19 protein-coding genes are annotated in these 18,938 nt (G+C 68.3%); 13 read left to right on the top strand and 6 right to left on the bottom strand.

All coding sequences use genetic code 11. The annotated features are described in order from the left end of the window. The first annotated feature begins 134 nt into the window (after positions 1 to 134). Entirely contained in the window at positions 135 to 1,163 is a 1,029-nt protein-coding gene (locus ACLARN_RS38315; protein WP_409496375.1) for an AraC family transcriptional regulator, read from the top strand. Here the strand turns inward: ACLARN_RS38315 and ACLARN_RS38310 are convergent. After that, the gene (locus tag ACLARN_RS38310) at positions 1,090 to 1,755 is read right to left on the bottom strand and encodes a TetR/AcrR family transcriptional regulator (RefSeq protein ID WP_409496374.1); all 666 of its coding nucleotides are present in this window, start codon (positions 1,753 to 1,755) and stop codon (positions 1,090 to 1,092) included. The two genes, ACLARN_RS38315 and ACLARN_RS38310, sit on opposite strands and share 74 nt — an antisense overlap. Before the next feature lie 125 nt (positions 1,756 to 1,880). On the opposite strand from ACLARN_RS38310, the gene ACLARN_RS38305 reads away from it, so the two are divergent. Continuing rightward, a complete protein-coding gene (locus ACLARN_RS38305; RefSeq protein WP_409496373.1) occupies positions 1,881 to 2,150 on the top strand; it encodes a hypothetical protein in 270 nt (89 codons plus the stop codon). A 22-nt stretch (positions 2,151 to 2,172) separates the two neighbouring features. On the opposite strand, the gene aztA is transcribed toward ACLARN_RS38305, so the two are convergent. Then, on the bottom strand, positions 2,173 to 2,883 hold the full coding sequence (aztA, locus tag ACLARN_RS38300; protein ID WP_409496372.1) for a zinc ABC transporter ATP-binding protein AztA: 711 nt from the start codon (positions 2,881 to 2,883) through the stop codon (positions 2,173 to 2,175). Between the two features lie 47 nt (positions 2,884 to 2,930). On the opposite strand from aztA, the gene aztB reads away from it, so the two are divergent. The 4 genes from aztB to aztD are packed head-to-tail and all read left to right on the top strand — an operon-like array spanning position 2,931 to position 7,070. Further along, the gene (gene aztB / locus ACLARN_RS38295; RefSeq protein WP_409496371.1) at positions 2,931 to 3,782 is read left to right on the top strand and encodes a zinc ABC transporter permease AztB; all 852 of its coding nucleotides are present in this window, start codon (positions 2,931 to 2,933) and stop codon (positions 3,780 to 3,782) included. Then, the gene (locus ACLARN_RS38290) at positions 3,779 to 4,975 is read left to right on the top strand and encodes a hypothetical protein (protein ID WP_409496370.1); all 1,197 of its coding nucleotides are present in this window, start codon (positions 3,779 to 3,781) and stop codon (positions 4,973 to 4,975) included. Before aztB ends, ACLARN_RS38290 begins: the two co-directional genes overlap by 4 nt. Further along, positions 4,972 to 5,871: a zinc ABC transporter substrate-binding protein AztC gene (aztC, locus tag ACLARN_RS38285; RefSeq protein ID WP_409496369.1), complete on the top strand. Its 900-nt coding sequence runs from the start codon at positions 4,972 to 4,974 to the stop codon at positions 5,869 to 5,871. Before ACLARN_RS38290 ends, aztC begins: the two co-directional genes overlap by 4 nt. Before the next feature lie 26 nt (positions 5,872 to 5,897). Further along, positions 5,898 to 7,070, top strand: coding sequence for a zinc metallochaperone AztD (aztD, locus tag ACLARN_RS38280; RefSeq protein WP_409496368.1), 1,173 nt, complete (start codon positions 5,898 to 5,900; stop codon positions 7,068 to 7,070). A 73-nt stretch (positions 7,071 to 7,143) separates the two neighbouring features. Here aztD and ACLARN_RS38275 read toward each other — a convergent pair whose 3' ends face one another. From ACLARN_RS38275 to paaI, 3 genes are read right to left on the bottom strand one after another with little or no spacing between them, the layout of a single operon-like run. Further along, positions 7,144 to 7,737 (bottom strand): TetR/AcrR family transcriptional regulator, encoded by a 594-nt coding sequence (locus ACLARN_RS38275; RefSeq protein WP_409496367.1) that lies wholly within the window; start codon positions 7,735 to 7,737, stop codon positions 7,144 to 7,146. Beyond that, positions 7,734 to 9,017 (bottom strand): phenylacetate--CoA ligase PaaK, encoded by a 1,284-nt coding sequence (gene paaK / locus ACLARN_RS38270; RefSeq protein ID WP_409496366.1) that lies wholly within the window; start codon positions 9,015 to 9,017, stop codon positions 7,734 to 7,736. Before paaK ends, ACLARN_RS38275 begins: the two co-directional genes overlap by 4 nt. Further along, positions 9,014 to 9,406 carry a hydroxyphenylacetyl-CoA thioesterase PaaI gene (gene paaI, locus ACLARN_RS38265; RefSeq protein ID WP_409496378.1) on the bottom strand — a complete coding sequence of 131 codons (393 nt, stop codon included), beginning with the start codon at positions 9,404 to 9,406 and terminating at the stop codon, positions 9,014 to 9,016. The genes paaK and paaI overlap by 4 nt, the downstream gene beginning before the upstream one ends. A gap of 204 nt (positions 9,407 to 9,610) precedes the next feature. On the opposite strand from paaI, the gene paaZ reads away from it, so the two are divergent. The 6 genes from paaZ to paaE are packed head-to-tail and all read left to right on the top strand — an operon-like array spanning position 9,611 to position 15,289. Then, entirely contained in the window at positions 9,611 to 11,641 is a 2,031-nt protein-coding gene (gene paaZ, locus ACLARN_RS38260; RefSeq protein WP_409496365.1) for a phenylacetic acid degradation bifunctional protein PaaZ, read from the top strand. Then, positions 11,638 to 12,597, top strand: a complete 960-nt coding sequence (gene paaA / locus ACLARN_RS38255) for a 1,2-phenylacetyl-CoA epoxidase subunit PaaA (protein ID WP_409496364.1) — start codon at positions 11,638 to 11,640, stop codon at positions 12,595 to 12,597. Before paaZ ends, paaA begins: the two co-directional genes overlap by 4 nt. Then, positions 12,594 to 12,878, top strand: coding sequence for a 1,2-phenylacetyl-CoA epoxidase subunit PaaB (paaB, locus tag ACLARN_RS38250; protein WP_005168080.1), 285 nt, complete (start codon positions 12,594 to 12,596; stop codon positions 12,876 to 12,878). Before paaA ends, paaB begins: the two co-directional genes overlap by 4 nt. 1 nt (position 12,879) lies before the next feature. Further along, on the top strand, positions 12,880 to 13,737 hold the full coding sequence (gene paaC, locus ACLARN_RS38245) for a 1,2-phenylacetyl-CoA epoxidase subunit PaaC (protein ID WP_409496363.1): 858 nt from the start codon (positions 12,880 to 12,882) through the stop codon (positions 13,735 to 13,737). Beyond that, positions 13,731 to 14,219 carry a 1,2-phenylacetyl-CoA epoxidase subunit PaaD gene (paaD, locus tag ACLARN_RS38240; RefSeq protein ID WP_409496362.1) on the top strand — a complete coding sequence of 163 codons (489 nt, stop codon included), beginning with the start codon at positions 13,731 to 13,733 and terminating at the stop codon, positions 14,217 to 14,219. The genes paaC and paaD overlap by 7 nt, the downstream gene beginning before the upstream one ends. Then, complete coding sequence (gene paaE, locus ACLARN_RS38235) at positions 14,219 to 15,289, top strand: 1,2-phenylacetyl-CoA epoxidase subunit PaaE (RefSeq protein ID WP_409496361.1); 1,071 nt, start codon at positions 14,219 to 14,221, stop codon at positions 15,287 to 15,289. Before paaD ends, paaE begins: the two co-directional genes overlap by 1 nt. Positions 15,290 to 15,606: 317 nt before the next feature. Here the strand turns inward: paaE and ACLARN_RS38230 are convergent, their stop codons facing one another. Next, positions 15,607 to 17,175: an ABC-F family ATP-binding cassette domain-containing protein gene (locus ACLARN_RS38230; protein WP_409496360.1), complete on the bottom strand. Its 1,569-nt coding sequence runs from the start codon at positions 17,173 to 17,175 to the stop codon at positions 15,607 to 15,609. 605 nt (positions 17,176 to 17,780) lie between these two features. Here ACLARN_RS38230 and ACLARN_RS38225 point away from each other — a divergent pair. Beyond that, positions 17,781 to 18,869 (top strand): dihydrofolate reductase family protein, encoded by a 1,089-nt coding sequence (locus ACLARN_RS38225; RefSeq protein WP_409496359.1) that lies wholly within the window; start codon positions 17,781 to 17,783, stop codon positions 18,867 to 18,869. Positions 18,870 to 18,938: the final 69 nt, after the last annotated feature.

Here is an 18,938-nt window from a genome sequence, read left to right as displayed (position 1 = left end):
ATCAACTGTCGAGGGCTCCCTCACGTTCCAGCCACCACACTGACAGCTCCCCACCCTGTTACACCACAACCACAATCGCCGCTGTCAACCACACTGACCAGCCCCAACAGGATGAAAAGCCCCCAATCCCGGCCATGGAACTACCGCCGCCGGCGATCCGGGACTGGGACTACCCGCGCGGCACGGCGAGCATCGTGCTCATGGCCCGCTTCGCGGCCGAGAACGGCGTCAAGGGGCTGGAGGCCTACGAGCACGCTCCGGTGGACGGTCAGGTCGACGCGCGCCAGGAGCTCGCGGTGGTCCGTGACCTGATCCGTGGGCTCGGCGGCGGGGACGACGTCGCGCTGCGGCTGAGCAGGCGGTACCGGGTCAGCGCGTTCGGCATCTTCGGCTTCGCGTGCATCAGCAGCCCGACACTGGGGGACGCGATGCGCTTCGCCCTGCGGTACCTGGACCTGAGCTTCACCTTCTGCATCCCGCACGTGACCGTCGAGGCCGGACGGCTCGCGCTGACCATGGACGACAGCCGCGTGCCGGGCGACGTCGCCCACTTCCTGGTACTGCGCGACCTCGGTGCCATCCACACCGTCATGCGCGACATCCTGCCGGATATCTCCTTGCGCTCCTTGACATTCCGCCACGTTAGACCCTCCACAGTGGACGAATACGTGCGGACCTTCGGGCTGGCGCCGTCGTTCTCGGCGCCGTCGCACGTCGTCACCCTCGACCCGCTCTTCCTCGACAAACCGCTGCCGCAGGCCAACGACCAGACGGTCGCGGTCTGTGCCGCGCAATGCGATCTGCTGGTGTCCCGGAAACGCGAGCGGTCCGGGATCGCCCAGCAGGTCCGGGAACGGCTGGTGCGGCTCGGCGGCGTCGACGCCGGGATGGACGAGGTCGCGCGACGGCTCGCGCTCAGCCCCCGCACGCTGCGGCGACGGCTGTTCGAGGCCGGGACCGGCTACCGCGCGCTGCTGGACGAGGTCCGCCAGGCGCTGGCGGAGGAGATGCTCGACACCGGCGCGCTCAGCGTCGAGGACGTCGCGCTGCGGCTGGGCTACGCCGAGGCGTCGAGCTTCATCTACGCCTTCAAACGCTGGAAGGGGATGACTCCGGCGGCCTATGCCCGGCGGAACGCGTTGCGAGCACGGCCGGGTAGGTGACCCGCAGCAGATGCAGGATCGAATCGGTCAGGAACACGCGCAGTTCCTCCCGGCCGAGGGTGCCGCGGATCAGCCACTCGCGTGACGCGGCGCGCAGCATCCCGCCGTAGGAGCGGATCATCGCGCGGAGTTCTTCGCGCCCCTCGGTGATATCGCTCATCAGCGCGGCCGCGAGCACGCGGTCGGCGGCGATCTCGTCACCCTCCAGCATGATCCGCTCGATGTCCGGGTCGCGGCCGACGGCCTCCTGGCCGATCGCGGTCAGCCACGCCTGCTCGTTGCGTTCGACGACCTCGATCCAGTGCCGCACGCTGATCGCGAGCCGCTCCTCGGCGGTCGTGTCGGGCAGGTTCTCGATCACCGGCGCCGGCACGATCATCATCTGCCGGACGACTTCCAGGTACAGCTCCCGTTTGCCGCCGAAGTAGTGGTTGATCAGCGGCCGCGCCACCCCGGCGGCCTTCGCGATGTCCGAGGTCGACACCGAGGCGTACGTGCCCGCGCCGAACAGCCTCCGCGCCGCGGCCAGGATCTCGGCACGCCGTGCGGCCGGTTCGAGGCGGCGCCGCCGGATCTCCGGATCGGTGCTCATGGGCCGAGCGTAACCGTTTCACGTGACCGCTTGCCGTTACTGAACCGGAACAACCGGCAGGTAACCCTCCGGGGCCCGGCGGCGACGTTCGGGGCGGGGGGACCGTGTGGCATGGGTAGGGACGAATGACCAGTGCTGAACGCGATCCGGTTCGCCGTGCGGGACGGTGGGTCAGTGTGCGTCTCCAGCATCGCGACGTCCTCATCCAAGGTGACATCGGGGACGAACGCGTCTCCTACGCGGGGATCGTGATCACCAATTTCGAGAACGGGACCGAGGTCGGCGAACGCTGGATCCCGCTCGGCGTCGATCCGTCGGAGGCCGACGACGAACAGCTCATCCAGCAGTTGCGGGACGCGCTGATCTGGCAGGCGCGGCGCCCACCGAAATGCTGACCGCGTCCTCGCGAGTAGGTGACTAAACGCGGGTTGGAAGGCCCCAGGCCTCCGCCACGTGTTCCGGGGTCAGCACCGAAGCCGGAGCGCCTTCGCCGACGAGGCGGCCGTCACGGAGCAGCAGGCAGTGATCAGCCCGGCCCGCCACCTCGAGGTCGTGCGTGACGCGCAGGATCGTCGTGCCTTCGGCGAGTGTGGCGTGCAGTGCTTCGTCGATCAGGCTTCGGGCGTGCAGGTCGAGACCTGCCGATGGCTCATCGAGCAGCAGCAGGCCGGCTTGCTGGGCCAGTCCTTGGGCCACCAGTGCCCGTTGCCGTTGCCCGCCGGACAGTGTGCCGATCAACCGGTCCGCGATCGCGGTGATGTCCAGCCGCTCCAGACACTCTCCGACGATCTTCCGGTCCATCTTGGTCAGTCGTCGCCAGTGGCCGCGGTGCGCCCAGCGCCCCATCGTGACGGTGGCGCGCACGGTGATCGGCAGTGATCGTGACACCTCGCTCTGCTGGGTCACGTAGGCGACGCGTCCAGGGTCCCGGCGGGTCACCGAACCGGAGGTCGGCGGCAGGACACCGGCGACGAGGTTGAGCAGCGAAGACTTCCCGGCGCCGTTCGCACCGGCTATCGCGGTGAGCCGCGCCGACGGCACCTGGGCGGTGATCCCGCGCAGCACTTCGCGGGAGCCGTAGTGGGCGTGCGCGCGGTCGATCGTGAGCGCCGCTGTGTCCGGGGTCATCGTACCTCTTTCAGATAATGACAATCATTACCACTATAGTGTGACGCGTGGAGTGGTTGCTGATCCCCTTCGAGGTGTCGTTCGTGCAGCGTGCGCTGGTGGCGGGAGTGCTCGTGTCGGCGGTGTGCGCCGTCGTGGGCACCTGGGTGGTGTTGCGCGGCATGGCCTTCATCGGCGACGCGATGTCGCACGGCATGTTGCCCGGCGTGGCGATCGCCTCGCTGACCGGCGTGAACCTGCTGATCGGCGCGGCGATCAGCGCCGGGGTGATGGCGATCGGCGTCACGGCCCTCGGGCGTTCGCGGCGGCTGTCCGAGGACACCACCATCGGGCTGCTCTTCGTCGGCATGCTCGCGAGCGGCGTGATCATCGTGTCGCACTCGCGGTCGTTCGCCGTCGACCTCACCGGATTCCTGTTCGGCGACGTGCTCGCCGTCGGATCCGGCGACTTGGTGGGTCTCGCGATCACCCTGGTCGTCGTGGGAGCGGTGGCCCTGCTGGGACATCGCGCGTTCACCGCGCTCACCTTCGACGTCCGCAAGGCGCACACACTGGGGCTTCGTCCTCGTCTGGCCAACGCGGTGCTGCTCGGGCTGGTCACGTTGACGATCGTCGCGTCGTTCCGCGTCGTGGGGACCCTGCTGGTGTTCGGACTGCTCATCGCCCCGGCCGCGGCGGCGCTCTTCTGGTCGCGGCGGATCACCACGATCATGCTCATCGCGGCGTTGCTCGGCGTCGCCGCCACGGTCGGCGGCTTGCTCGTGTCCTGGCATTGGGGCACCGCGGCGGGCGCGACCATCGCCGCCGCCGCGGTCCTGCTGTTCTTCTTTTCCGCGTCTCTGTCCTTCGTACGACAGCGATTCCGTTCCCTGACACCGGAGATCGAGTGCTCACGATGAAACTGAAAGCAGTGACGGCGGCCGTCGCGGCGCTGACCCTGGCGGCGTGCGGGGCGGAGCAGCCGAAGGAGGTGACCGCGGAAGTCCCGCACGGCTACGTCGAAGGCGCCGAAGAAACGGCCGAGGCGCAGTCCCGGCTGATCGTCGCCGACACTGACACGGGTGCCGTGCGCGTCGTGGACCTGATCACCGAGGAGGTGCACGACGCCGGACGCGTCGACGGCGTGCGGTCCGTGACCGGCGACGGCCGCTTCGGCTACCTGACCGCCCGCGACGGCACGACCCGCGTGATCGACAGCGGCTCCTGGATGGTCGACCACGGTGACCACGTCCACTACTACCGGGCGAAGGTCCGTGACGTCGGCGTGGCACCGGGCAAACAACCTTTGGCCGCCTACAGCGATCCCGCAGTCTCGGCTCTGTCCTATTCGGACGGCACGGCGACGTTGCTCGATCGAGCCGCGCTCGACAAGGGGTCCATGAGCGAACTCGGGAAGATCGCACGCGAGCCGCACGCCGGTGTCGCGATTCCCTTCGGCGGACACATCATCGCCACGGTGGCGGACCCGGGGAAGCCGCTCGCCCGGGGAGTGCGCGTCCATGACCGTCAAGGGAAAGCCGTGGCGGACATCGATCAGTCGTGCCCCGAACTCCAGGGTCAGGCGGTGACCCGGCGCGGGGTCGTCTTCGGTTGCGCTGACGGCGCGTTGCTCGTGACCGAAAAGGACGGTGCGTTCACCGGGGTGAAGATCCCTTACCCGCGAAGTGTCACCGCGCGGGAACGTGCCACTGCCTTCTTCCATCGACCCGGTGCCTCCACGCTCGCGGCCAGGGCAGGGGAGTCCGCGGTGTGGTCACTGGACGTCGCCCGCCGCGGCTGGCAGCACGTCGAGACCGGACCGGTCGCCGCGGTGAACGCCGTCGGGGAGGGTGGTCCGCTGCTGGTGCTCTCCCGCGACGGAAAGCTGCGCTCCTTCGACGGCACCGGAAAGGAACAGGCGGCGATCCCGCTCCTGCCCCCGGAAGCGGCCGCCGCCGACGTCCCCACGATCCAGGTCGATACGACCCGCGCCTACGTCAACAACCCGCTCTCGGCTGAGGTGTACGAGATCGACTACAACGATAACCTTCGTCGCGCCAGGACTTTGAAGGTCGGCGGCAAGGCGGGCCACATCGTGGAGACCGGCCGATGAAGCGTCGCGTACTCGCCCTGTTCGTGGTGGCGCTGCTGGCGGCGGCCGGGTGCTCCGGAAGCGGCGGGAAAGGCGCGTCGGTCGTCGTCACCACGAACATTCTCGGCGACATCACCCGCGCCGTCGTCGGCGATCAGGCCGAAGTGACCGTGTTGATGAAGCCGAACGCCGACCCGCATTCCTTCGGTATCTCCGCGCAGCAGGCTGCCCAGGTCGAGCGTGCCGGTCTGATCGTCTACAACGGACTCGGACTCGAGGAAGGCATGCTGCGCACTGTCCGCACAGCCGAGGAAAGCGGCGTGCCGTCGCTTCCCGCCGGGGAGCGGGCCAACCCGATCAGCTACGCCGACAACAAGCCGGACCCCCATTTCTGGACGGATCCCGCACGGGTGCGCGACGCGGTGAAGACGATCGCCGACGAGGTCGTCGCGCATGTCGACGGGGTCGACGAAGCGGTGATCCGCGCCAACGCGGAACGCTATCGCGGGGAGATCGAGGCGCTCGACAAGATGATGACCGCGAAGTTCGGTGGGATCGCGCCCGAACGCCGGAAGCTGGTCACGAATCACCACGTGTTCGGCTACTTCGCTCAGCGGTTCGGATTCCAGGTCGTCGGCGCGGTGATCCCCGGCGGAACCACGCTCGCTTCCCCCAGCTCCTCGGATCTGAAGGCACTCGCCGACACCGTTCGCGCGGCGGGGGTTCCGGTGATCTTCGCCGATTCCTCGCAACCGGACCGGCTCGCACGGGTGCTCGCCGAGCAGGCCGGGCTGCACGTCCAGGTGACCCCGCTGTTCTCGGAATCGCTCAGTGAACCAGGCCAGGGCGCGGCCACCTATCTGGAAATGATGCGCGCCAACACCGAATCGATCACCACCGGTTTGACCCGTTCCTGACCGGAACAGACGAAAGGCACAGTGAAATGGCACGGAAAACCCGATATCTCGCGCTGATGGCGACGACGGCGAGCACGCTCGCGCTCGCCGCCTGCGGGACCGAACAGCCTGCGGCGGAAGCCGGAAAGGACGCGGCGCCGGCACCGGTCGTCGCCGACCCGGTGGCGGTCACCTATGACGGCGGTATCGTCCTGCTCGACGGGAAATCCTTGAAGGAGGCCAAGAACCTTCCGCTGGAGGGCTTCAACCGGCTCAACCCCGCTGGGAACGACCGGCACCTCCTGGTCTCGACTTCCACCGGATTCCGGGTCCTCGACGCCGTCGGTGCCGTGCTGACGGACAACGAGGTGAAGGCGGCCAAGCCCGGTCACGTCGTCCGGCATGCCGGCAAGACGGTGCTGTTCGCCGACGGGACCGGCGAAGTGACCGTCTTCGACCCGAAGACGATCGGTACCGCGGCCCTGCCCTCGCCGAAGCACAAGACGCCGGAAGCGCATCACGGTGTGGCCGTCGAACTCGAAAACGGCGAGCTGGTCACCACCGTCGGGAACAAGGACAAGCGGTCCGGGATCGTGGTCCTGGACAAGGACAAGAAGGAGATCGCGCGCAACGAGCAGTGCCCTGGCGTGCACGGTGAAGCCGCCGCGCGCGGCGAAGCGGTGGTGGTCGGCTGCCAGACCGGTGTGCTGATCTACCGGAATGGCGCCATCACCAAGGTGACCAGCCCGGACCCCTACGGGCGCATCGGCAACCAGGCGGGCTCGGACGTCTCCCCGATCACCTTGGGCGACTACAAGGTCGATGAAGCGGCCGAGCTCGAACGGCCGACCCGGGTGTCCCTGATCGACACCGAGAAGGCCACGCTCAAGCACGTCGACATCGGGACCAGCTACACCTTCCGGTCCTTGGCCCGCGGCCCTCAGGGCGAGGCACTGGTGCTGGGTACCGACGGGCAGATCCACGTGATCGACCCGGTGGCCGGTTCGGTGACGCGGAAGATCCCCGTACTCGGATCCTGGCAGGAACCGATCGAGTGGCAGCAGCCGCGCCCGGCGATCTTCGTCCGTGGCGGAACCGCCTACGTCACCGATCCGGGCAAGAAGGAGATCCATTCGGTCGACCTCGCCTCCGGCGCGAAGACCGCGACAGGCACGATTCCGGGAACGCCGAACGAGGTGAGCGGCGTACTCGGGGGCTGAAGGGGACCATGACCGCGTGCGACGCGGTGAAGGGCGCTTTCCCCGCATGAGATGCGGGGAAAGTCCCCTTCAGCTACTGGGTCCGAAGGCCGTCGAACGCGATCTTGCACACCGCGTCCGCCAGTTCCGTCCCCGCCGAACCCCGGCGCGGCCGGTACCACTCGATCAGCGAGTTCACCATGCCGTACAGCAGCCGCGCGGTGACCGCGGGATCGATGTCGGGCCGCACGTCGCCTTCGGTTTCGGCCTGTTTCACCAGGTCCGTGACCAGCCGGTCGAATTCGCGCCGACGCGCCAGCGCCGCCCGCTCGATCTTGGTGTTGCCGCGCACGCGCAGCAGCAGCGTCACGAACGGCAGCTGCTCGACGAGCACGAGGACACTGCCCCGCACCAGGTGCTCGAGTTTCTCGATCGCCTTGCCCTCGAAGGATTCCGTCTCGGCGGCGACGGCGAACAGGCCGTTCAGCGCGCGGTCGACGGCGAGCCGCAGCAGCTCCTCCTTGCTCGGCACGTGGTGGTAGATCGCGGATTTCGTGATGCCGAGCTTGCGGGAGAGATCCTCCATGCTGGTGCCGTCGTAGCCGCGTTCGTTGAACAGCCTGACCGCGACCTGCAACAGCGACTCGAGGTCGTAACCGGGGCGGCCCCGGCGGGCGGGGGCGGTCACCCGCGGTCCCGCTGGTCGAGGACGCGGCGCATCTTGCCCAGCGAACGCTCCAGCGTGTCCGGGTCGACCACCTCGACGCCGACGCTCACGCCGACCCCGTCCTTGACCCCGGCGATCAGCCGGGCCGCGGCCTGTTCGCGCTGCTCGGCGGACACGTCCGGACGCGCTTCGACACGGACGGTCAGGTGGTCCATCCGGCCCTTCGTGGACCGGATCAGCTGGAAATGCGGCGCGAGCGCGGGGGTCACCAGCACGACTTCCTCGATCTGCGTGGGGAAGACGTTGACGCCACGCAGGATGATCATGTCATCGCTGCGCCCGGTCACCTTCTCCATCCGCCGGTACGCCGGCCGCGCGGTGCCCGGCAGCAGGCGGGTGAGGTCGCGCGTGCGGTACCGGATGATCGGCAGCGCCTGTTTGGTGAGCGAGGTGAACAGCAGTTCGCCGATGTCGTCGATGGGTTTCTCGGTGAACGGGTCGATCACTTCGGGGTAGAAGTGGTCCTCCCAGATGTGCAGGCCGTCCTTGGTCTCGACGCATTCCTGCGCGACGCCGGGGCCCATCACCTCGGACAGGCCGTAGATGTCGACGGCGTCGATGCCGACGCGTTCCTCGATCTCCGTGCGCATCTGCTCGGTCCACGGCTCCGCGCCGAAGATGCCGACCTTGAGTGAACTCGCCTGCGGGTCGACGCCCTGCCGTTCGAACTCGTCGAGCAGCGTGAGCATGTACGACGGGGTGACCATGATGATCTCGGGTTTGAAGTCGGTGATGATCTGCACCTGGCGCGCTGTCATCCCGCCGGACGCCGGAATCACCGTGCAGCCCAGTTTCTCGGCGCCGTAGTGCGCGCCGAGACCGCCGGTGAACAATCCGTAGCCATAGGCCACGTGGACCTTGTCGCCCGGCCGCCCGCCCGCCGCGCGGATCGACCGCGCCATCACCGTCGCCCAGGTGTCGATGTCCTCGGCGGTGTAGCCGACGACCGTCGGTTTCCCGGTGGTGCCGCTGGACGCGTGGATCCGGCTCACTTCCGACTCAGGCACGGCGAACATGCCGAACGGGTAGTTGTCGCGCAGGTCCTGTTTGGTGGTGAACGGGAACTTCGCCAGGTCTTCCAGCGTCTCGCAGTCGTCCGGGTGGACGCCCGCCTCGTCGAACTTCCTTTTGTAGAACGACACGTTGTCGTAGGCGTGCCGCAGCGTCCACTGGAGGCGGCTCAGTTGCAGCGCCTGGAGTTCGTCGATGGTCAGGTTCTCGGCGTCGTCGCTGAAAGTCATCGGTTCGGTGCCTTCTGGATGGTGCGGCTGCGGCCGCGGAATTCGGCGACGACCTCCGGCCCGTCGGGGGTCTCCCGGTGCACGGTGACGTCGTAGATGCCGTTGCGGCCGTAGCGGGTCCGCTCGGTGGCGGTGGCGATGAGGTGGTCGCCGAGGCGTCCGGCGGCGACGAAGGAGATCTCCGCGCCGGAAGCGACGGTGACCGGGCCATGGCTGTTGCAGGCGCAGGCGAACGTCGTGTCGGCGAGCAGGAAGACGTAGCCGCCGTGGGCGATGTCGTGGCCGTTGACCATCGTCTCGGTGATCTTCATGGTGGCGACGGCGTGCCCCTCGGCGGCTTCGACCAGCTCGATACCCAGCGCGTTCGACGCCAGGTCGTCGGCGAACATCGCGTGGGCCGCGTTGGTCGTCATCGCACCGCCTAGTTACTGACCGAATGGACGGTTGTTAAAAGGTGTCGCCAGTAAAGGCGCGACTTCGCGCAGATGTCAAGGGTCCACCGCCGTCCGGGGGTTTGCAAGTGCCCGGACAGGAGCTACAGTGAATTACTGAACGGACGGTCTGTAATTCATTCCACCACGAAGGGTCGCCCCATGGCATTGCTGCGCAGCTACGTCTCCGGCGGATGGCACACGGCGGAAACCGACGGCGTACCGCTGCACGACGCCTCGACCGGTGAAGAGGTCGCCCGGGTCTCGTCCGACGGCATCGACTTCGCCGCCGCGCTGGAGTACGGCCGTCGCACCGGTGGCCCCGCGCTGCGTGAGCTGACCTTCCACCAGCGTGCCGCGCTGCTGAAGGCACTGGCCTCCCACCTGCGTGAACACCGCGACGAGCTGTACGCGCTCTCGGCGCGGACCGGCGCGACCAAGGGCGACTCGATGGTCGACATCGACGGCGGCATCGGCGTCCTGTTCGCCTACTCCAGCAAGGGCAAGCGCGAACTGCCGAACGACACCGTCTACGTCGACGGCAACGTCGAGCCGCTGAGCAAGGGTGGCACCTTCGTCGCCCAGCACATCGCCGTCCCGCTGCGGGGCGTCGCCGTCCAGATCAACGCGTTCAACTTCCCGGTCTGGGGACCGCTGGAGAAGTTCGCGCCCGCGTTCCTCGCCGGGGTGCCGAGCCTGATCAAGCCCGCCAGCCAGACCGCGTACCTGACCGCGCGGCTGGTCGAGATCATCATCGAGTCCGGCATCCTGCCCGAGGGCACGCTGCAGTTCGTCGCGGGCAGCGTCGGCGACCTGCTCGACCACGTCACCGCGCAGGACCTCGTCTCGTTCACCGGCTCCGCGTCGACGGCGCAGAAGCTCCGCGCGCATCCGGCGATCGTGCGCAACTCCGTCCGGTTCAACGCCGAGGCCGACTCGCTGAACTGCTCGATCCTCGGGCCGGACGCCGAACCCGGCACCACCGAGTTCGACCTCTTCGTCAAGCAGCTCACCACCGAGATGACGGTCAAGGCAGGCCAGAAGTGCACCGCCATCCGCCGCGCCTTCGTGCCCGTCGGCCTGCTGGACGCCGTCGCCGAGGCCGCGAGCGCGCGCCTGGCCAAGGTCACCGTCGGCAACCCCACGGCCGAAGGTGTCCGCATGGGTGCCTTGGCCAGCCTGGAGCAGCGTGAGGAGGTCCGCCGGTCGCTCAAGGCGCTGCTGGACGTCGGCACGGTCGTCTTCGGCGACCCGGAGCAGGTCGACGTCGTCGGCGCGGACGCCGAGCGTGGCGCCTTCATCTCGCCGGTGCTGCTGAAGGCGGACCCGGAGCGCTCCGAGCCGCACGAGGTCGAGGCGTTCGGCCCGGTGTCGACGCTGCTGCCCTACACCTCGACCGAGCAGGTCATCGAGCTCGCCGCACGCGGCGGCGGCAGCCTGGTCGGCTCGATCGTCACCGCCGACGCCGAGTTCGCGCGCGAGGTCGTCCTCGGTGTCGCGCCGTACCACGGCCGTCTGCTGGTGCTGGACGCCGACGACGCCAAGGAGTCGACGGGGCACGGTTCGCCGATGCCCCAGCTGGTCCACGGCGGTCCTGGCCGCGCCGGTGGCGGCGAGGAGATGGGCGGCGTCCGCGGCGTGCTGCACCACATGCAGCGCACGGCCGTCCAGGGTTCGCCCGCCGTTTTGAGCACGGTCACCGGCCGCTGGGTCGCCGGCGCCCCGCGCACCGAGGGCGACGTCCACCCGTTCCGGAAGTCGTTGGCGGAGCTGAAGATCGGTGACTCCGTGGTCGCCGGGCCGCGCACGGTCCTGCAGTCCGACGTCGACCACTTCGCCGAGTTCACCGGCGACACCTTCTACGCCCACACTGATCCCGAGGCGGCCGCGGCGAACCCGCTGTTCGGCGGGATCGTGGCGCACGGGTACCTCGTGGTCTCGTTCGCCGCGGGCCTGTTCGTCTCACCGGAACCCGGTCCGGTCCTGGCCAATTACGGCCTGGAGAACCTGCGGTTCCTCACTCCGGTCAAGGTCGGCGACTCGTTGACCGTGACCCTGACCGCGAAGCAGATCACCCCGCGGATCGACCAGGAGTACGGCGAGGTCCGCTGGGACGCCGACGTGACCAACCAAGATGGTGACTCGGTCGCGAAGTACGACGTGCTGACCCTGGTGGCGAAGGAGCAGTCATGACCGCGACGGTTTTTGAGGGAACACAGTCCGAGGAAGACCTCGAACGGCACTTCGAGCACACCATCGAGCGCGACCAGCGCATCGAGCCGCGCGACTGGGTGCCCGAGGGATATCGCAAGACGATGATCCGGCAGATCGCGCAGCACGCGCATTCGGAGATCATCGGCATGCAGCCCGAGGGCAACTGGATCACCCGTGCGCCTTCCTTGCGGCGCAAGGCGATCCTGCTGGCCAAGGTGCAGGACGAGGCGGGACACGGGCTCTACCTGTACTCGGCGGCGGCCACGCTCGGCGCCGACCGCGCGGACCTGACCGACAAACTGATCAACGGCAAGCAGAAGTACTCGTCGATCTTCAACTACCCGGCACTGACCTTCGCCGACGTCGGTGTGGTCGGCTGGCTGGTCGACGGCGCGGCGATCTGCAACCAGGTCCCGTTGTGCCGCAGCTCGTACGGGCCCTACGCCCGCGCCATGATCCGCATCTGCAAGGAGGAGTCCTTCCACCAGCGGCAGGGCTTCGAACTGCTGATGACGATGATGCGCGGCACCGAGAAACAGCGCGCGATGGTGCAGGAGGCGGTGAACCGCTGGTGGTGGCCGTCGCTGATGATGTTCGGCCCGCCGGACGCGGACTCGCCGAACACCGCGCAGTCGATGGCGTGGAAGGTCAAGCGGCACACCAACGACGAGCTGCGGCAGCGGTTTGTCGACATGTCCATCCCGCAGGCCGAGGCGCTGGGTGTCACCTTCCCGGACCCGGACCTGAAGTGGAACGCCGAACGCGGGCACTACGACTTCGGCGCCGTCGACTGGGACGAGTTCAAGAACGTGTTGAAGGGCAACGGTCCTTGCAACGCCCAGCGCGTCGCGCACCGGCGGCGGGCCCAGGAAGACGGTGCTTGGGTGCGGGAAGGCGCAGCGGCTCACGCCGCCAAGAAGGGGGCTTCGGCATGAAGCACGACTGGCCGTTGTACGAGGTGTTCGTCCGGGGCAAGCGCGGCCTGAACCACGTGCACGTGGGTTCGCTGCACGCGGCGGACGACGACATGGCGCTGCACCACGCCCGCGATCTCTACACCCGCCGCAACGAAGGCGTGTCGATCTGGGTCGTGCGCGCGTCGGACATCACGGCGTCCTCGCCGGACGAGAAGGACCCGTTCTTCGCGCCCAGCGGCGACAAGGTGTACCGGCACCCGACGTTCTACGACATCCCCGACAACGTCCCCCACATCTGACATGAGCTTCGACAACGCCTATGAGGCGATCACCGAGGAGAACGACTCCCGCTGGGCCTTCGGCACCGGGTTCGAAGACCCACTGTCCGGAGTGGACACCACGGTTCCGTCCGGTGTGGACGGTGCCCGGCTCGCGGCCTACTGCCTGATGCTCGGCGACGACGCGCTGATTTTTTCGCACCGGCTGCAGGAGTGGTGCACGAACGCGCCCGAACTGGAGGACGAGGTCGCGATCGCCAACATCGCGCTCGACCTGCTCGGGCAGGCGCGGCTGCTGCTGGCCCGCGCGGGCAAGGCCGACGGGAGCGGGCGCTCGGAGGATTCCTACGCGTTCTTCCGGAGCGAGCAGGAGTACCGCAACGTCCGGCTCGCCGAACTCGGAGGCGGGCACTTCGGGCACCTGATCGCGCGGCTGCTGGTCTTCTCCATCTGGCGCCTCGCCTTGTTGCAGCGGCTTCAGTCCTCTGTGGACCCTGTGCTCGCGGCCATCGCGGACAAGGGCGTCAAGGAAGTCGCCTACCACCGCGACTACGCGGCGCAGTGGGCCGTCCGGCTGGGCGACGGAACCGAACTGTCGCGTGAGCGGATGCAGGAAGGCATCGACGCGGTCTGGCCCTACCTCGGCGAGCTGTTCACCGCGCACGAGGTCGAGTTCGTCGAGTCACCGTCGCTGCGGCCCGAGTTCGACGAGATCCTCGACCAGGTGCTCGCCGCCGCGACCCTGACGCGGCCCGAAACCGGCGCGCTCGCCGGGGTCTCCGGCCGGATGGGCCGCGACGGCGTGCACACCGAGCGGATGGGCTTCCTGCTGGCGGAACTGCAGAGCGTCGCCAGGGAACATCCGGACGCGACATGGTGACCGCGTACGCCGTGGCGGCAACGGTCACCGATCCGGAATTGCCGATGCTCACCCTCGCCGATCTCGGCGTGCTGCGTGAGGTGTCCGAATCCGGCGGTCGTGTGGTCGTGGCGATCACCCCGACCTACACCGGCTGCCCGGCGATGGACACCATGCGTGATGACCTCGTCCACGCGCTGACCGGCGCGGGCTACGCCGAGGTCGAGGTCCGCACGGTCCTCCAGCCTGCCTGGTCGACGGACTGGATCACCGACGACGGCAAGCGGAAACTGGCCGAAGCCGGGATCGCGCCGCCCGGGGCCGCGCCACGCCGGACCGGCCCGATCCCGCTCACCCTGAGCCCGCCGGCGTCCTCGGTCCGCTGCCCGCACTGTGGTTCCGCGGACACCGAGGAGCAGTCCCGCTTCAGCGCGACGGCATGCAAAGCCTTGCGCCGCTGCCGGTTCTGCCTCGAACCGTTCGAACACGTCAAGGAGATCTAGTGACAGCGACCCTGCGCCGCACGGGTTTCCACACCCTGAAGGTGTCCGACGTCCAGCGCCTGTGCGACGACGCCGTCGCGGTGACCTTCGACGTGCCCGAAGACCTGGCCGACACGTTTCGTTTCAAGGCCGGTCAGTCGCTGACCCTGCGCCGCGAGGTCGACGGCCGCGACGAGCGCCGGTCGTACTCGATCTGCGCGCCCGCCGGTGCGGCGCCACGCGTCGGCGTCCGTGAGGTGCCGGGCGGGCTGTTCTCGTCGTGGCTCGTGCGCGACGTGCGGCCCGGCGACGAGATCGAGGTCGCGGCGCCGACCGGTCACTTCACCCCGGATCTGGCAGCGGCCGGGCATCACGTGCTGGTCGCGGCGGGGTCCGGGATCACGCCGGTGCTGTCGATCGCGTCGTCGCTGCTCAGCGATTCCGACGCCACGGTGACCGTGCTCTACGGCAACCGCCGCACGGACACCGTCATGTTCGCCGACGACCTCGCGGACCTCAAAGACCGCTATCCCGCCCGGCTCGAACTCGTGCACGTGCTCTCCCGCGAGCCACGCGAGGCGGAACTGTTCACCGGCCGCCTCGACGTCGAGAAGCTGCGGCGCCTGTGCACCGTGCTGATCCCGGTCGAGGATGTCGCACACTGGTGGCTGTGCGGGCCGTTCGACATGGTCACCGGCGCGCAGGAACTGCTGCGGTCACTGGAAGTCCCCGACGAGAACATCCACCAGGAACTGTTCTATGTGGACACTCCGCCGGAGCCGGTGCACCACGTCGATCCGGCTGTCGTGGGGTCCTCCAGCGAGGTCACGCTGGTGCTCGACGGCCGGTCGACGACGATGACGCTGCCACGGAATTCCTCCCTGCTCGACGGCGCGCAGAAGTACCGGCCGGACCTGCCGTTCGCCTGCAAGGGCGGGGTATGCGGGACCTGCCGGGCGAAGATCTGCGACGGCACGGTGGACATGCGGCGCAACTTCGCCCTGGAGAAGGCCGAAGTCGACGCCGGTTTCGTCCTCACCTGCCAGTCGGTGCCGGTCTCCGAAGCAGTCACCGTGGACTTCGACGCCTAACCCGCGATCACGCGTGCTTGAACGGCGATCTCGCGTGCTTGAACGGAGAACACGCGTGCTTGGACGGCGATCACACGTGATTGGACGGCGATCTCGCGTGCTTGAACCCGTAACTCGCGGCGGAATCCCGTTGTAGGTGTGTTACGGGTTCAAGCACGCGAGTTACGGGCCTGGACACGCGAGTTACGGAGCCAAGCACGCGCACCGGGCATGTCGCGAAAGCCACTTTCGGGACATCTGATGTCCCGAAAGTGGCTTTCGCGACACCCGGTTCAGCACCCGGGCGAGCACGTAAGACGTCACCTTTGCCTTACCCCTCAAGAGATCTCCAGCCATCGGGTGATGCCGAGGTCCTTCAGGAACGGCCGGTCGTGGCTCGCCACGATCAGCGCGCCCCGGTAGGCCCGCAACGCTTCGGTGAGCCGCCGGACACTTGCCAGGTCGAGGTTGTTCGTCGGCTCGTCGAGCAGCAGCAGTTTCGGTGTCGGTTCCGCGAGCAGCAACGCCGCCAGCGCCGCGCGGAACCGTTCCCCGCCGGACAGTGACGCCACCTCACGGTCGGCCGTCGCGCCCCGGAACAGGAACCGGGCCAGCCGGGCGCGGATCTCGTTGTCGGTGAGTGACGGTGCGACCTGTCGGACGTTGTCCACTATGGACAATGTGTCGTCAAGGACGTCGAGCCGCTGGGGGAGAAGCCGGGCCGGGACGAACAGCCCCACCTCGCCCGAGCGTGGCGGGAGTTCGCCGGTGATCGTGCGGAGCAGGGTGGTCTTGCCGGAACCGTTCGGGCCGACGAGTGCGATCCGCTCCGGGCCCATGACGTGCAGGTTCACCGGCGGCCCGAACCGAGGGACGGCGTCGATCCGGAGCACGTCGTTCCCCTGGAACACGAGGGTTTCCGGGAGTTCGACGCGGATCTCGGCGTCCTCGCGCACCAGTTCCTCGGCAGCCTTCAGCGTCTCGACGGCGCCCTCCAGTCTGTCGGTGTGCAGGTTCCGGTGCTTGCCCGCCGCGATCTGCGCGTCCTCCTGGCGTTTGCGCATCCGGACCTTGGGTTCGCGTTTCTGGTCCCACATCTTCTGGCCGTAGCGGGCCCGCCGGGCGAGTTTCATCCCGGCCTCGATCAGCTCCCGCTTCTGTCGTTTGACGTCGGATTCCGCGGCCCGGACATGCCGCCGCGCGGCTTCCTGGGCCACTTCGACGGAGTGCTCGTAGTCCGCGAGGTTGCCACCGTACGTGGTGACTTCGCCGTCGCGGACCTCGTCGATCCGGTCGACCAGCTGGAGCAGCTCGCGGTCGTGGGAGACCACCACGAGGATCCCGCTCCAGCCCGCCACCTCGCGGTGCACGAGTTCGCGGGCCCGGAGGTCGAGGTTGTTCGTGGGTTCGTCGAGCAGCAGCACGGCGGGACGGCGCAGGAGCAGGGCGGCCAGCCCGAGCAGCGTGAGTTCACCGCCGGACAGTTCGCCCGCCCGCTCGTCCAGGCGGACGGCGCCCAGACCGAGCCTGTCGAGGATCGCGCGAGTGCGTTCCTCGACGTCCCAGTTGTCACCGATGGTGGCGAAGTGCTCTTCGGTGGTGTCACCACTCTCGACGGCCTTGATCGCCGAGCGGATCGCGGTGACGCCGAGCACGTCGTCGACGCGGCGGCCGGTGTCGAGGACGAGGTTCTGCGGCAGGTAACCGATTTCCCCCGGTGCGGTGATCGAACCGGACTCGGGCCGCAGGCTGCCCGCGAGCAGCCTGAGCAGCGTGGACTTGCCGGAACCGTTCGTGCCGACGAGGCCGGTGCGGCCGACACCCATGGTGAGCGAGAGGCGTTCGAAGACCGGGCCGCCGTCGGGCCAGGTGAAGGTGACGTCGGAAAGCGTCAGTGAAGTAGACATGAGACTCCCTGCGAAGGAGGTGGATTAAGGGCGCAGGTTCGTCTCAGAAGATCATCGGTCCAGGGTAGCCCGCGTGCGGCTCCGGTGCGACCGATTTAGCGGGGGCTGCCAGTCGGTGCCGGTGTCCGACGCGGTGACGGTGGACTTCGACGCGTGAGGGTGACCTGAGCGAACTGGGAGGCCGGTTGCCGTTTCGCGGCAACGGAGCGGTCAGGAATGGTGGCTGGCCCGGCGCGGCTTCACCGCCGCCGCGCAGAATGTGAAGCTAGGCGTCGCCGTTTCGCGGCGACAGGGTCAGAACGGTGGTTCACCCAACGAACCTACAACTCCCCGCCGACAGTTCTGGATCATGCGACTGCCACCACCGTCGTCGATATTCGGTAATGCTGGTCGTGGCAAGGGAAATCTGGGATGTGCGCGCTTGGCGACGTTCGCCCGGTAGTGGTAAGCAGTGCGCAGACAGGATTTCTTGAGCGCTGTCCTTGGATTCAGGGCGTCTCGTATTGCCGAATTCCGGCAACGGAGGACCTGGCACAAGCCCCACCGCCCCTGGACACGGTCTGTCACCTCGGCGACCCGCGACTGGCCGGGGCATACTGGCGGACGTGATCGAACGCCCTCACGTCCTGCTGTCCGCCGCGGTTTCGCTGGACGGGTACCTCGACGACGCGACCGACACCCGGCTGATGCTGTCCAACGAGGACGACTGGGCCAGGGTGGACGGACTGCGCGCGGCTTCGGACGCGATCCTGGTCGGCGCGAACACCGTCCGGACCGACAATCCGCGGCTGCTGGTCCGCTCGCCGGACCTGGTCGCCGAACGTGTCGCGGCGGGCCGCCCGGAACAGCCGGCCAAGGTCACGCTCACGCGGAGCGGGTCACTCGATCCGGCGGCGCAGTTCTTCACCGTCGGCGACGCGGAGAAGGTGGTCTACGCCCCGCCCGGCGTCGTCACGGGGGTCAAAGCGACGGTTGTCGAGCTGATCGGCCTGCGGGAAATGCTGGCCGACCTCCACTCCCGCGGCGTACGGCGGCTGATGGTCGAGGGCGGCGGCGCGATCCACACCCAGTTCCTCACCGAGGGACTGGTCGACGAACTGCACCTGGCGATCGCGCCGTTCTTCGTCGGCGACCCGCGAGCGCCCCGGTTCACCGGACCCGGCGCGTTCCCACGTGGGCTGACACTGACCGGCACCACGAGGCTGGGCGACATCGCCGTGCTGGAGTACCACGCCACGCCCGAACCGTCCGAAGTGGACATTCTGCGGTTGCGTGAGGCCATCGCGCTGGCGGATCTTTGCCCGCCGCGTACTTTCCGCGTCGGCGCGGTCATCACCGCCGCCGACGGCGAGGTCATCTCCACCGGCTACTCGGGCGACGGCGATCCGAACAACCACGCCGAAGAAGCCGCGCTCGCCAAGCTCGAACCGGGAGACCCGAGACTGGCGGAGGCGACGATGTACACGTCGCTGGAGCCGTGCAGCTCCCGGACCTCACATCCGAGGAGCTGCACCCAGCTCATCCTCGACGCCGGCCTGCCCCGCGTGGTGTTCGCCTGGCGCGAGCCGTCGGTGTTCGTCGACTGTGTCGGCGCCGAAACACTGGAAGCGGCCGGACGCCGGGTGATCGAGGTAACTGCCCTCGCCGCCGACGTCCGCCGCGCGAACACCCATATCCCGGGTGTCCGCCCTTGACCTACTTGCAGGCGTCGCAGCAGCCGCAACCCTGACCGGTGCACGCCGAGCAGCAACCGTGGCGAAGCA

The organism is Amycolatopsis sp. cmx-11-12 (genome assembly GCF_046269425.1).
Classification (GTDB): Bacteria; Actinomycetota; Actinomycetes; order Mycobacteriales; family Pseudonocardiaceae; genus Amycolatopsis.
The sequence above is the reverse complement of the archived record's forward strand: the minus strand, read 5'-3'. Positions and strand labels throughout refer to the sequence as shown.